Annotated in this window: 12 protein-coding genes; 8 read left to right on the top strand and 4 right to left on the bottom strand. The window is 65.1% G+C overall.

Features of this window, described 5'->3' with window-relative positions; translation table 11 throughout:
- Positions 1 to 75 precede the first annotated feature (75 nt).
- Positions 76 to 2,223, bottom strand: a complete 2,148-nt coding sequence (locus tag PG897_RS17060) for a prolyl oligopeptidase family serine peptidase (protein ID WP_201881432.1) — start codon at positions 2,221 to 2,223, stop codon at positions 76 to 78.
- A gap of 234 nt (positions 2,224 to 2,457) precedes the next feature.
- Between PG897_RS17060 and PG897_RS17055 the strand changes: the two genes are divergently transcribed.
- The 6 genes from PG897_RS17055 (at position 2,458) to PG897_RS17030 (ending at position 6,789) form a co-directional block, all read left to right on the top strand.
- Positions 2,458 to 3,669, top strand: coding sequence for a threonine synthase (locus PG897_RS17055; protein ID WP_201881434.1), 1,212 nt, complete (start codon positions 2,458 to 2,460; stop codon positions 3,667 to 3,669).
- Entirely contained in the window at positions 3,666 to 4,331 is a 666-nt protein-coding gene (locus tag PG897_RS17050) for an amino acid ABC transporter permease (RefSeq protein ID WP_201881436.1), read from the top strand. The genes PG897_RS17055 and PG897_RS17050 overlap by 4 nt, the downstream gene beginning before the upstream one ends.
- Positions 4,312 to 4,443 carry a hypothetical protein gene (locus PG897_RS17045; RefSeq protein WP_265342733.1) on the top strand — a complete coding sequence of 44 codons (132 nt, stop codon included), beginning with the start codon at positions 4,312 to 4,314 and terminating at the stop codon, positions 4,441 to 4,443. The genes PG897_RS17050 and PG897_RS17045 overlap by 20 nt, the downstream gene beginning before the upstream one ends.
- Positions 4,444 to 4,535: 92 nt before the next feature.
- Positions 4,536 to 5,198 (top strand): amino acid ABC transporter permease, encoded by a 663-nt coding sequence (locus PG897_RS17040; protein ID WP_043170473.1) that lies wholly within the window; start codon positions 4,536 to 4,538, stop codon positions 5,196 to 5,198.
- A complete protein-coding gene (locus PG897_RS17035; RefSeq protein WP_216988684.1) occupies positions 5,195 to 5,956 on the top strand; it encodes an amino acid ABC transporter ATP-binding protein in 762 nt (253 codons plus the stop codon). The genes PG897_RS17040 and PG897_RS17035 overlap by 4 nt, the downstream gene beginning before the upstream one ends.
- Positions 5,953 to 6,789, top strand: coding sequence for a transporter substrate-binding domain-containing protein (locus PG897_RS17030; RefSeq protein WP_139398077.1), 837 nt, complete (start codon positions 5,953 to 5,955; stop codon positions 6,787 to 6,789). Before PG897_RS17035 ends, PG897_RS17030 begins: the two co-directional genes overlap by 4 nt.
- Before the next feature lie 303 nt (positions 6,790 to 7,092).
- Here the strand turns inward: PG897_RS17030 and PG897_RS17025 are convergent, their stop codons facing one another.
- Both PG897_RS17025 and PG897_RS17020 read right to left on the bottom strand, forming a co-directional pair.
- Positions 7,093 to 9,039 carry a MacB family efflux pump subunit gene (locus PG897_RS17025; RefSeq protein ID WP_367273689.1) on the bottom strand — a complete coding sequence of 649 codons (1,947 nt, stop codon included), beginning with the start codon at positions 9,037 to 9,039 and terminating at the stop codon, positions 7,093 to 7,095.
- Positions 9,040 to 9,041: 2 nt separating this feature from the next.
- A complete protein-coding gene (locus PG897_RS17020; protein ID WP_270829206.1) occupies positions 9,042 to 10,202 on the bottom strand; it encodes an efflux RND transporter periplasmic adaptor subunit in 1,161 nt (386 codons plus the stop codon).
- 161 nt (positions 10,203 to 10,363) lie between these two features.
- Between PG897_RS17020 and PG897_RS17015 the strand changes: the two genes are divergently transcribed.
- The gene (locus PG897_RS17015; RefSeq protein ID WP_042008917.1) at positions 10,364 to 11,044 is read left to right on the top strand and encodes a response regulator transcription factor; all 681 of its coding nucleotides are present in this window, start codon (positions 10,364 to 10,366) and stop codon (positions 11,042 to 11,044) included.
- Positions 11,041 to 12,324, top strand: a complete 1,284-nt coding sequence (locus tag PG897_RS17010; RefSeq protein ID WP_201881442.1) for a HAMP domain-containing sensor histidine kinase — start codon at positions 11,041 to 11,043, stop codon at positions 12,322 to 12,324. The genes PG897_RS17015 and PG897_RS17010 overlap by 4 nt, the downstream gene beginning before the upstream one ends.
- Before the next feature lie 29 nt (positions 12,325 to 12,353).
- Here the strand turns inward: PG897_RS17010 and PG897_RS17005 are convergent, their stop codons facing one another.
- On the bottom strand, positions 12,354 to 12,854 hold the full coding sequence (locus tag PG897_RS17005) for an NUDIX hydrolase (protein WP_201885365.1): 501 nt from the start codon (positions 12,852 to 12,854) through the stop codon (positions 12,354 to 12,356).
- Between the last annotated feature and the right edge of the window lie 428 nt (positions 12,855 to 13,282).

Raw genomic sequence — 13,282 nt, 5'->3', positions numbered from 1 at the left:
GCGCGGCAATGAAAAGGGCCCCGCAGGGCCCTGATGATAGTGGATGGTGGATGGCTGACGCCCCTCTCGCCCGGATCAAGGTTGACGCGGCAGCTCCCGGTAGCCCATCTCGTACAGGGTGAAGGCATAGATGTCCGCACTCTGCTCAATCAGCTTGGCCACCGGCGTACCCGCCCCGTGCCCGGCATTGGTCTCGATGCGGATGAGCTGGGGATGGGGGCCGGCATCGTCGGCCTGCAGGGTGGCGGCAAACTTGAAGGAGTGAGCCGGCACCACCCGATCGTCGTGGTCCGCCGTGGTCACCATAGTCGAGGGGTAGCTGACCCCGGGTCGGACGTTGTGCAGCGGCGAGTAGCCCTTCAGGTAGTCGAACATGGCCTCGCTGTCGGCGCTGGTGCCGTAGTCATAGGCCCAGCCCGCCCCGGCGGTGAAGGTGTGGTAGCGCAGCATGTCGAGCACCCCCACCGCCGGCAGGGCGACCCGCATCAGATCCGGCCGCTGGGTCATCACGGCCCCCACCAGCAGACCGCCGTTGGAGCCACCGCGGATCGCCAGCCGGTCGGTGCGGGTGTAGCCCTCGGCCTTGAGGTACTCGGCCGCCGCGATGAAGTCGTCGAACACGTTCTGTTTGTTCTGCTGGGTGCCCGCCAGGTGCCAGGCCTGGCCGTACTCACCGCCCCCGCGCAGGTTGGCCACCGCATAGACGCCCCCCAGATCCAGCCAGTTGGCCACCGACACGCTGAAGCTCGGAGTCAGGCTCACGTCGAAGCCGCCATAGCCGTAGAGGATGGTCGGGTTGCTGCCATCGAGTTTCAGCCCCTTGCGGTAGCTGATGATGAGCGGCACCCGGGTGCCGTCCTTGCTCTGGTAGAAGCGCTGCTCGGAGACGTAATCCTCTGGCTTGAACGGCGCCGCCGAGGCGCGATAGAGGCTGATGGCGCCGCTCTTGGGCTCGAACCGGTAGAGTGTGGGCGGCTGGGCATAGTTCTCGAAACCGAAGTAGAGGGCAGGATCATCGTGCTTGCCGTTGAAGCCGCTGACGCTGCCAAGGCCGGGCAGCGCCACCTCGCGCACCCGCTTGCCCTCGTAGTCGAACTGCTCGACCCGGGCGGTGGCATCCACCATGTACTCGGCAAACAGATAGCCGCTGCCGCTGTGCACCGTCAGCACCTGCTGACGCTCGGGGATAAGGTCGCGCCAGTGGGCCGGCCCCGGGTTGGCGGCATCAACCGTCACCAGCCGGCGGTTGGGGGCGTCCCTGTTGGTCAGCAGGTAAAGGGTGCTGCCCTTGTTGTCCACCAGGCTCACATCCGCGTCCAGATCCCCCTGCACCGTCAACAGCGGCGCGTTCTCCTGGCTCAGATCCTTCACATAGAGGCGGTTGCCGGAGGTGGAGTTCGCCGCCGAGATGAGCAGGAAGCGGTCATCCTCGGTGACGGTCGCCCCCACGTAGCGGTGGTGCTGGGCCGGGATGGCGCCGAACACCAGCCGGTCATCCTGCTGCGCCGTGCCGAGCCGGTGGAAATAGACCTTGTGCTGATCGGTCCTGGCCGACAGCTCGCTGCCGTCGGGCTTGTCGTAGCTCGAGTAGAAGAAGCCCTCGTTGCCAAGCCAGCTGATGCCGCTGAACTTCACATCCTTGAGGGGCGCCTCTAGCGGCTGCTTGCTCTGTACGTCCATCAGGTGGATCTCGCGCCAGTCGCTACCCGCCAGCGACAGCGAGTAGGCCAGGATGCGGCCATCGCGGGAGAAGCTCAGCTGATCCAGTGCCGTGGTGCCGTCGGGGCTGAGGGTATTGGGATCGAGGAACACCTCGGCCGGCTTGCCCTCCTGCTGGCGCCACAGCACGTTCTGGTTCTGCAGTCCGTCGTTCTTGAAGAAGTAGTGGTAGCGCCCCTCGCGAAACGGCGCCCCCTCCTTGGCGTAGTTCCAGGAAGCGGCCAGCTTCTCCTTGATAGCGGCGCGATACGGGATCTGTGCCAGATAACCCTGGGTCACTGCATTCTGGGCCTTGACCCAGGCTTCGGTCTCGGGGCTGCGGTCATCCTCCAGCCAGCGATAGGGGTCGGCCACGGCCTGACCGAAGTAGTGATCCACCTGCTCACCCTGGCGGGTGACGGGGTAGTGAAGGCGCGCTTTCCCTGACATGGCATCCTCTCTGGTTGGCTGGCCGCTGCACGCACAGAGCAGTGACAGGGCCAGCAGGCTGACAATCGCTCGCATCGATGCGGCTCCCTGCAATTTCGGTGAAGCGGGCAGGTTAGCAAAGAGTGCCGGATGGCCCAACCCCCCAGCGGGTGACCAGGCAACATGAGCGGGAAACCGCCACAACCCGGATAAATCGGAGTCATATGAATTTTTTCGCTTAGGTTTGCCAGTTTATTTTGTTTGTTATCCGGCACTTGGGTCACAGGATGGAATAAGCGACTGACCATCTCGACTCATTCAGGATAAAGCATGCCGTACAGCTACCTATCACATCTGCGTTGCAGCAAGACCGGCGAGGTTGTGGATGCCGATCAGCCCCAGCAGCTGAGCCCGGTCGGCGCCCCCTTGCTGGCCAGCTACGACCTCGAGGCCCTGAAGCAGGCCTGGCATCCGGCCGCCCTGCTGGGTCGCCCCGCCAGCCTGTGGCGCTACCACGAGCTGCTGCCGGTGCGCGACCCCGCCCAGGTGGTCACCCTGGGGGAAGGCTTCACCCCGCTGTTGCCGCTGCCGCGCCTCGGCAAGCAGGTCGGCATTCCGGATCTCTGGATGAAGGATGAGAGCCTCACCCCCACCGGCTCTTTCAAGGCCCGCGGCGCCGCGGTCGGCGTCTCCCGCGCCCGTGAACTCGGCGTCACCCACTTCGCCATGCCCACCAACGGCAACGCCGGTGCGGCCTGGGCACTTTACGGCGCCCGCGCCGGCTTGCTCAGCACCATAGTCCAGCCGCAGGCGGCCCCCGCCATCACAAGACTGGAGAGCGCCCTGGCCGGTGCCCGCCTCTATCTGGTGGACGGCCTCATCAGCGACGCCGGTCGCCAAGTGGCCGAGGCGGTGGCCGAGCAGGGGCTGTTCGATGCCTCCACCCTCAAGGAGCCCTATCGCATCGAGGGCAAGAAGACCATGGGGTTTGAAATCGCCGAGCAGCTCGGCTGGACCCTGCCGGACGTGATCCTCTACCCCACCGGCGGCGGCGTCGGTCTCATCGGCATCTACAAGGCGCTGCGGGAACTGCAGGAGCTGGGCTGGGTGCAGGGGCCGCTGCCGCGCCTGGTGGCGGTGCAGGCGAGCGGCTGCGCCCCCATCGTCCAGGCCTGGCAGCAGGGGGAGCGCGAATCGCGCTTCTGGCCCGACTCCCAGACCTTGGCGTTCGGCATCAACGTGCCCAAGGCGCTGGGGGATTTTCTGGTGCTGGACGCCCTCTATCGCACCGAGGGCTGCGCCGTCGCGGTGGAAGATGGCGCCATCCAGCGCGAGCTGCGTCAACTCGCCTCCCAGGAGGGCTGCTTCGTCTGCCCGGAAGGGGCGGCCGCCTTCGCCGCCGCCCGCCAGCTGCGGGAAGCGGGCTGGATCCAGGGGGGCGAGCGGGTGGTGGTACTCAACACTGGTGCCGGCATCAAGTACCCGGACGCCATCACGGTCGTGCCCCAGCGGCTGCGCCGCGACGGGAGGATCCCGGCATGAGCTTCGACTGGTCTTTTGTCCTCACCACCCTGCCGGCGTTCGGCCAATCGGTCTGGGTCACCTTGCAGCTCGGCGCCATCGTGATCCTCACCTCGCTCGCCGTGGCGCTGCTCAATGTGACGCTGCAAAGCCTGCATCGGCCCTGGCTGAACAGGGTGATCCGCGCCTATGTGGAGCTGGCCCGCAACACGCCGCTCTTGATCCAGCTGTTCTTTCTCTACTTCGGGCTGCCGGCGCTCGGTCTGTCGTTGTCGGGCTTTGCCACGGCGGTGATCGCCATGACCTTCCTCGGCGGCGGCTACCTGACCGAGGCGCTGCGGGCAGGCGTTCAGGCAATCCCCCCCAGCCAACTGGAGGCGGGGCGGGCCATCGGCCTCTCCCGCTGGCAACTGCTACGCCACGTGCAGCTGCCCCAGGCCTGGCTCGCCAGCCTGCCGGCGCTGTTTGCCAATTTCATCTTCCTCTTGAAAGAGACCACGGTGGCCTCGGCGGTGGCGGTGCCGGAACTGCTCTACACCACCAAGAACTACATCGCCCTCTACTACAAGACCTACGAGATGCTGGCGGTACTGACCTTGATGTGCGTGCTGATCTTTCTGCCGCTGTCGCTCGCCCTGCGCGTCGTTGAAAGGAGGCTGCAACATGGTCAGTTCGGTCACTGAATCGCTGATGCAGGCGAGGATCCCGATGTGGGCACTTACCTTCCTGCTGCCACCGTCACTCGTCACCGAGGCGCAGGAAAGGAGGGATCAATATGGTCAGTTCGGTCACTGAATCGCGGATGCGGACGAGGATCCTGATGTGGGCACTTATCTGCCCTCTACCACCGTCATTCACCATCCATGCACAAGAAAGGAGGGATCGCTATGGCCAGTCCGGTCACTGAACAGTTGACGCAGGCGCTGCCACTGCTGGCGGTGGGCGCGGGTCAGACCCTCGCCATCTCGCTGCTGGCCATCCTGTTAGCCACCCTGGGCGGGGTCGGTTACGGCGTGCTGGCCCAGCAAGGGGGAAGGCTGACGCGGGTAGTGTTGCGAGTCTATCTGGAGCTGTTTCGGGTGGTGCCCGTGCTGGTCTGGCTCTACCTCTTCTTCTTCGGGCTGCCGATCTTCTTTGGCCTGGATATCCCGGCCTTCTGGTGCGCCGTGCTGGTGCTGGCCCTGTGGGGCGCCAGCGAGGTGGGAGAGGTGGTGCGCGGCGGCCTCAACTCCCTCGCCCGTGGTCAGCAGGAGGCCGGCCTGGCGCTCGGGCTCTCCCGCTGGCAGCTCTATCGCCACGTGCTGCTGCCTCAGGCACTGCAACGGCTGACGCCGCCGACCATCAACATCTACACCCGCATCATCAAGACCAGCTCGCTGGCGGTGCTGATCGGGGTGGTGGAGGTGATCAAGGTGGGCCAGCAGATCATCGAGCGCACCTATGGCTCGCTGCTCATCTACGGTCTGCTGTTCCTGTTCTTTTTTCTGGTCTGCTATCCGCTCTCGCTCGCCTCGCGCCGGCTGGAGCAACAATGGGGTAATGCGGTATGACACCTCTGCTTGAGCTCAATGCTGTCAGCAAACAATTCGGCCAACACCGGGTACTGGATGAGGTCAGCCTCACTGTGCACGCCGGGGAAGTGATCGTCATCCTGGGGCCGAGCGGCTGCGGCAAGAGCACATTGCTGCGCACCCTCAACGGGCTCGAACCCATTCAGGGGGGCGAGATTCGCTTCGACGGAGAGTTGCTGGATGGCAATACCGACTGGCAGCGGCTGCGACAACGCATCGGCATGGTGTTCCAGAGCTATCACCTCTTCCCCAACCTGACGGTGCTGGAGAACGTGCTGCTCGGCCCCCTTCAAGTGCAAAAACGAGAGCGGCAGGAGGCCCTGCTGCAGGCGGAACAGCTGCTGACCCGCATCGGCCTGTGGGAGCGGCGCCACGACTATCCGCGCCAGCTCTCCGGCGGCCAGCAGCAGCGCATCGCCATCGTGCGGGCCCTGTGCATGAACCCGCAGGTGATGCTGTTTGACGAGGTGACCGCTGCGCTGGATCCCGAGATGGTGCAGGAGGTGCTGGAGGTGATCCGCGATCTCGCCGGCAGTGGCATGACCCTGCTCATCGTCACCCACGAGCTGGCCTTCGCCCAGGCGGTGGCGGATCGCATCGTCTTCATGGACGGCGGCCACATTCTGGAGCAGGCCGCCCCCCATCAATTTTTCGAGCACCCGCGCAGCCAGCGTGCCCGCCAGTTCCTCGCCAAGTTTTCTTATACAAATGTCATCAAACGAAAGGAGTCAGCATGAAAAAGATCACCTCGGTTCTGTTCAGTGCCCTGTTGGGACTGGGTCTCGCCAGCGGCGCCGCCCATGCGGCGGACGGCTCCCTCGCCAAGATCAAGGCGCGGGACAAACTCATCGTCGGCGTCTTCACCGACAAGCCCCCCTTCGGCTATGTGGACGAGAAGGGCAACTACGTCGGCTTTGATACCGATCTCGGTCGCCGTTTCGCCAAGGATCTGCTGGGGGACGAGAACAAGGTCGAGTTCGTGGCGGTGGAGCCCGCCAGTCGCATCCCCTTCCTGCAGAGCGACAAGGTGGATCTCATCCTCGCCAACATGACGGTGACCCCGGAGCGGCGGCAGGTGGTGGACTTCACCAACCCCAACCTCAAGGTCGCGGTGCAGGTGCTGGTGCCGGAGAAGAGCGCCGCCAAGGGGCTGAACGATCTCGCGGACAAGACCCTGATCGTCACCACGGGCACCACGGCCGACATCTGGCTGACCCGCAACCACCCGGAGTGGAAGGTGCTCAAGTTCGAGAAGAACACCGAATCCCTGCAGGCGCTGGCCCAGGGCCGTGGCGATGCCTATGCCCAGGACAACCTGGTGCTCTTCAGCTGGGCCAAGGAGAACCCGGGCTATCGGGTGTTGCCCGAGAAGTTGGGCTCGGAAGACCCCATAGCGCCGGCGGTGAAGAAGGGCAATATCGAGCTGCGTGACTGGGTCAACGACCGTCTCGCCAAGCTGGGGGAAGAGAAGTACCTGCTGAAACTCTACGACCAGTATGTGCGCGAACACTTAAGCGCCGATACCGATCCGAACGACGTGATAGTGGAAGGAGGCAAGTGGCAGGGCTGAACCTGCGAAGTGCTGAGAGTGTGATGTGTGTGAAATCTTGGTTCCGTTGGTCCGCAAACCGCAAGGTTTGACCTTTCAGGCGTCCCCCTCGGGTGGCGCCTTTTTTTCGCATGGGAAAAAGAACCGGGCCAGGGGCCCGGTTGAAAACCCGCGCAGAGCAGGCTGTGTCACGTCGATGACACGGTTCAGGCTGCCGGACTGACACGGGATGCCGTCCGGCCAATTCGCCGCGCCGCCGGGGGCGGGATGAGCCCTCGGCAACGCCGGCGAATGGGTTGGCGCAGCGGGCGCCGAAGAGAGTGCCTACTCCCGCTCCAGGGCGTGGATGGGGTCCATCCGCGCCGCCCGCCGCGCCGGGAAGAAGCCGAACAGCACGCCGATGAGGCTCGAGCAGAAGAAAGCCATCAGCACGGCGTCCAGGGAATAGCTCAGGGTAAACTGGCTGCTGAAGTGCTCGAACAAGACGCCGACCAGCAGGGAGAGCAGCACCCCGGCCGCCCCGCCCAACAGGCAGACCAGCACAGCCTCGATCAAGAACTGCTGCAGTATGTCGCCGGTTCTGGCCCCCACCGCCATCCGCACGCCGATCTCGCGGGTGCGCTCGCTCACCGACACCAGCATGATGTTCATCACCCCGATGCCTCCCACCACCAGGGAGATGAGCGCAATCATGGCGATCAAGAGAGTCAGGGTGGCATTGGTGCTGGTGATCGCCTGACGAATGCTGTCGGTGTTGAGCACGAAGAAATCCTGAGCGCCGTGACGCTCGCGCAGCAGGCGGCTGATGCCATCCTCGGCGGCGGCCAGCGCCACCTCGTCCTGCACCCGCACGCTGATGCTGCGCAGGTGGCTCTGGCCCAGCATCCGCGTCATGGCCGTGGTGTGGGGGATCCAGACATTGAGGTTCTCGTCGCTGCCAAAGCCGCTCTGGTTGCGGGCCACCACCCCGATCACCCGGCACGGCAGGCTACCCAGCAGGATCACCTGACCGAGCGGCGACTCCCCCGCGGCAAACAGGCGCGCCAGGCTGTTCTCGTCGATCACCACCTCCTGCGCCAGAGCGGCCACGCTGGTGGCATCGAACAGCATGCCTTGCAGCAGTCGATAGCCGCGCACCTGGAAGAACTGCTCCCCCACCCCGTTCACCGAACCCAGTACCGCCTGACTGCCCCGGCGCAGGGTGACGCTGGTGGCCAGGCTGGGGGTCACGCTGTGCACATAACCAAGTCCGGCGAGGGCGTCGGCATCCTCCACCCTGAGGGTCTGGACCGCCTCGGCCCGCCGATCGCCGAAGCCGCTGCCGGGGAAGATCTCCAGGGTGCTGGTGCCCATGGCATTGATATTGGCCAGTACCTGCTGCTGGGATCCGCGCCCGAGCGCCACCACAGACACCACGGCGGCGATGCCGATGATGATGCCGAGCATGGTGAGGAAGGTGCGCATGCGCTGGGCCTGCATGGCCAGCAGCGCCATCTTGAAGGCGGCGCCGAGCCGCCCGGCCAGACCGCCACGCGCCCCTTCGCCGACCCGGGACCCAATGTGCGCGGGAAGCGGCTGTGCCGGCTCATGACGACGATCGGCCACCACCTCGCCATCTTTCAGCTCGATGATCCGCTCGGCCTGCTCGGCGATCGCCATGTCGTGGGTCACGATCACCAGCGTATGCCCCTCGCGGTGCAGCCCATTCAATATGCCGAGCACCTCGGCCCCGCTCTGGCTGTCGAGGGCGCCGGTCGGCTCGTCCGCCAGGATCACCTGACCGCCGTTGATGAGGGCGCGGGCAATGCTGACCCGCTGCTGCTGGCCGCCGGAGAGCTGGCTCGGCTTGTAGTCGAGCCGGCTGCCGAGCCCGAGCCGCTGCAGCAGGCTCTCGGCCCGCGCCTTGCGCGCATCGCCGGCCAACCCGGCATAAAGGGCGGGCAGCGCCACGTTGTCGCGGGCACTGAGATCCCCCAGCAGGTGGTAGCGCTGAAAGATGAAGCCGAAGTGCTCGCGGCGCAGGGTCGCCAGCGCATCGGCCGCCAGCCGGCTCGTCTCCCGTCCGGCCACCCGGTAGTCACCCTCGCTCGGCTGATCGAGGCAGCCCAGAATATTGAGCAGGGTTGACTTGCCGGAGCCGGAGGCGCCGACGATGGCCACCATCTCGCCCCGCGCTATGGTCAGGTCGATGCCCTTGAGCACCTCGACGCGCCGCTCCCCGTCGCCAAAATGGCGGCGGATACCGCTCAGTTGCAGCAGTGGTTCTCTCATCATCACATCCCCATGGGCGGACCCATCCGCCCGCTCTGCTGGTGCTGGGCCGTCAACTGGCTCACCACCACGGCCTCCCCCTCCGCCAGCCCGTCCAGGATCTGGGCATCCACCTTGTTGTTGAGGCCGACCTTCACCTGCCGCCATTGCGGGCGACCGCCCTCATCCACCACCTGTACCCGCCCCTCGCTCAGGGCGATGGCCGGGATCACCAGGGCGTTGCGTTCGGTCGCCAGCACAATGTGCACCTGGGCCGTCATGCCGATGCGCAGGGCCCGCTGCGGATTTTCCACCTCGAACAGGCCGTTGTAGTAGACGGCCGTGCTGGTCGAACTGCTGCTGGTCGTGTCGTCGTTGATGGTGTCGGGGGCGGGCTCGATGGCGCGCAGGCTGGCCTGGTAGCGCCGCTCGGGCGCTCCCAGCACGGTGAAATAGCTGGGCAGTCCTGTCTTCACCCTGATCACGTCCGCCTCCGAGATCTGCGCCTCCACCGTCATGGTGTCGAGCCGCGCCACCTTGACCATGGTCGGGGTACTCTGCACCGCGTTGACCGTCTGCCCCTGCTCCACCGGGATCGCCACTATGGTGCCCGCCATGGGGGAGACGATGCGGGTGTAGCCCAGATTCACTTTGGCGGTATCGACCGCGATGCGGGCCTGCACCGCCTGCGCCGTCAACGCCCGGATGTCGGCACGGGTGGCCGTCAGGGTCGCCTCCGCGCTGTCGTAGTCGGCCTGACTGCCCAATCCCCGAGCCAGCACCTTGCGCTGACGCTCGAAGACCAGCTGGTTGTTGCGCAGAGTTGCCCGGCGCGAGGCCAGCTGGGCCTGCACGTTGTCGAGGGCGGCTTCGGCATCTTTGAGGGCGTTCTGCTGGGTGAGATCGTCGATCTCGACCAGCAGATCGCCCTGCTTCACCTCGTCCCCCAGTGCCACATGCAGCGCCTTGATCTGCCCCGATACCTGGGCCCCCACACTCACCAGCTTCTGGGCCTGCAGGGTGCTGTCGGCCAGCACGCTCTGCTCCAGATCCCGCCGCTCGACCGAAGCCGTGATATAGGCGGCTGCCGGCGCCGCCGTGGAAGGCAGCCACAGCCAGCCGGCGCCGAACAGCAGCAGGGCGGGCAGCAGCAGGCGAACAACGAGAAGACGGACAGGGGTCATCGCGGATATCCTTGGCTAAAACAGAGGATGAAACAGACCCGGGCAATCTACTCCAATGTCCGGTTAAGCCTCTTGCAGGGCAGTGTAAGGATTGCGTAAAAGCAGCTGTCAGGCGGAGACGGACACGGGAAAATGGCGCCAACCCGAGACGGAGAAGAGCGATGAAGATCCTGCTGGTGGACGATGATCTGGAGCTTGGCACCATGCTGAGCGAATACCTGGGCGGCGAAGGCTTTGCCACCACCCATGTGCTGACCGGCAAGAGCGGCGTGCAGCACGCCCTCTCCGGCAACTATGCCGCCGTGGTGCTCGACATCATGCTGCCCGACTTGAACGGCAGCGAGGTGCTCCGCCAGATCCGCCGCGACAGCCGGATCCCCGTCATCATGCTCACCGCCAAGGGGGACAATATCGATCGGGTGATCGGGCTCGAGATGGGGGCCGATGACTATGTGCCCAAACCCTGCTACCCGAGGGAACTGGTGGCCAGGCTGAGGGCCGTGCTGCGCCGGGTCGAGCCTGCCCCCGCCAATCCGGGCAAAGAGCAGGGCCTGCGCCTTGGCGAGCTGGTGCTCTCCCCCGCCACCCGTCAGTGCCACTGGCAAACGCAGCCGCTGGAGCTGACCGCCACCGAGTTCAACCTGCTGGAGCTGCTGCTGCGATCGCCGGAGCGGGTGGTCAGCAAGGATGAGCTCTCCCTGCATGGGCTGGGCCGCCCACGCGAGCCCTATGATCGCAGCGTCGACGTGCACATCTGCAACATCCGCCAGAAGCTGCAGGCCCTGGCGGGGGACGCCATCGGCATCGAGACGGTGCGCAGCATAGGATACCGGCTGGCATGATCCTCAAGGGGCGCCTGTTCTGGAAGATCCTGTTCGGCTTCTGGTTCACCATCATCATGATGAGCCAGCTGCTGTGGGTGGCGTTCAGCCTCTATCGCCACGAAGGGCCGCCGGAGCAGCGCATGGCCAACCAGCTGGCCGAACGCCAGCTGGAGGCGGCCGCCAGCCTGCTGCAGCGACAGGGACCGGCTGCAGTCGCAGCCCTGCAGGCCAGCTGGCCGGCCCGAGAGCGAAGGCTGCTGCAGCTTGAACCGATCACAACAGAGCCAGCCACGACGCTGGGCGGCCGCATCCTGCTGGGGGCCGATGGCCAGCGCTATCGGCTTGACTATGACGGCGCCGGCCTGCAGCAGTTGCTGGCCCCGCCCCAGCCCCATCGCAACTGGCTCAACATGCCGCCCCCCATGTGGTGGATCGGCGGGCTTGGCGGCCTCTTCTTCAGTGCCCTGCTCGCCTGGCACCTGACCCGTCCCATGAACCGCTTCCGACAGGGGTTCGCACGCCTCGCCCAGGGAGATCTGGCAGTGCGCCTCTACCCCGCCATGCGGCGGCGCCACGACGAGATCAGCGATGCGGCCCGCGACTTCGATGCCATGGCCGAACGGCTGCAACTGCTGGTGGAGAGCCGCGAGCAGCTGCTGCACGACGTCTCCCATGAGCTTCGCTCCCCCCTTGCCAGGTTGCAACTGGCCATCGGTCTTGCCCAGCAGGATCCGGCCAGGATCGAGGGTTCCCTCGAGCGGATCCAGCTCGAGACCCATCGCATGGACAAGATGATCGGCGAACTGCTGACCCTCACCCGTGCCGGCCATGGCGAGCGGGACGGCGAGGAGTATTACGATCTGCAGGGGCTGGTCGACGCCGTGGTGAGCGATGCCCGCTACGAGGCGCAGCACATGGGGGTCGAGATAAAAACCTGGGTGGATGAAACCCGGGAGTACACGGTCTGCGGACAGGCGGAGCTGATCCGCCGGGCCCTCGACAACGTGCTGCGCAATGCCCTGCGCTTCTCGCAGGCGGGCCAGTGCATCCACCTGACCCTGATGCACCAGGGCAGCGAGTTCGTCATCGAGGTGGCGGATCAGGGGATGGGGGTGGATGAGAGCAAGCTCTCCAGCATCTTCGATCCCTTCGTGCGGATCGGCTCCCCCGCCGCAGGCAAGGGCTATGGGCTGGGCCTTGCCATCACCCGCAAGGCCATCCAGGCCCAGGGCGGGCGGGTCGACGCCAGAAACGGCGAAGAGGGTGGCCTGATCGTCACCCTCCATTTGCCGGGCTAACTGCTCCGCCCTGTCATCACAGCTATCGGTTAGCCCCGTAGCCGCTGCAATTGACCGATGGCATTGCCGGTAGAACGAAAGGCAAACTCTGCGGGGGCAATGCTGGCCAGCTTGCGCCACTCGCAGGCGGCCACATCATCGGCCGCCACCACCAAAGGCTTGTGCGCCAACTCCAGCAAGAACACGGTATCGCTGGTGTGATAGATCACATCGTCATAGGGATAGACGTTGGCATAGGAGCCCAGGTAGCGCGGCGTCTCACCTGCCAGATCCAGTCCCAGCTCCTCCTTGAGCTCCCTCACCAAGGCTTCCTCCAGCGATTCACCGGGATCGACGAAGCCGCCCGGCAGATCCAGCAAGCCCCGGCCTGGATCCCGAGCCCGTACCGCGACCAGCAGCTCGTCCTGCCAGCACAGTGCCACCATCACGGCCGACGCCACATTCTGGAAATAGTGAAAACCACAGCCACAGGCAAACTCTTTCTCGCTGCGTTGTTGCAGCGTTCCGGAACCACAACGCGGACAAAACATAGGGGGACTCTCATCTGACACCAAAGGCGCATTGTATGACGAACCCCATCCCTGATGGAAAGCCTTGAGGCACAACGCCCATGACGTGATAAATCAGCAGGATATAAAAGAGGGAGGAGAGGTAATACAGAGGGAAGCAAACCAAAGAAACCCAGTCTTTCGACTGGGCTTCTTTTAGTGGCGGAGCGGACGGGGAGACGGACAGAGTCCGGCTCAAGCACAAAGGACAACAGACAGGGACCAAGTTGCCAGTGGCAAGTCGCAGCCCTGGCGGTTGTCTCTTGTTTCCTCATCCCGTTTGCAAAAGCCAGATAGCAAAAAGGCCTTCCCGTGAGGGAAGGCCTTTCAATTTAGTGGCGGAGCGGACGGGACTCGAACCCGCGACCCCCGGCGTGACAGGCCGGTATTCTAACCGACTGAACTACCGC

The organism is Aeromonas sp. QDB20 (genome assembly GCF_027707805.1).
GTDB classification, from domain to species: Bacteria; Pseudomonadota; Gammaproteobacteria; order Enterobacterales; family Aeromonadaceae; genus Aeromonas; species Aeromonas dhakensis.
This window is presented reverse-complemented; position numbering and strand designations above follow the sequence as displayed.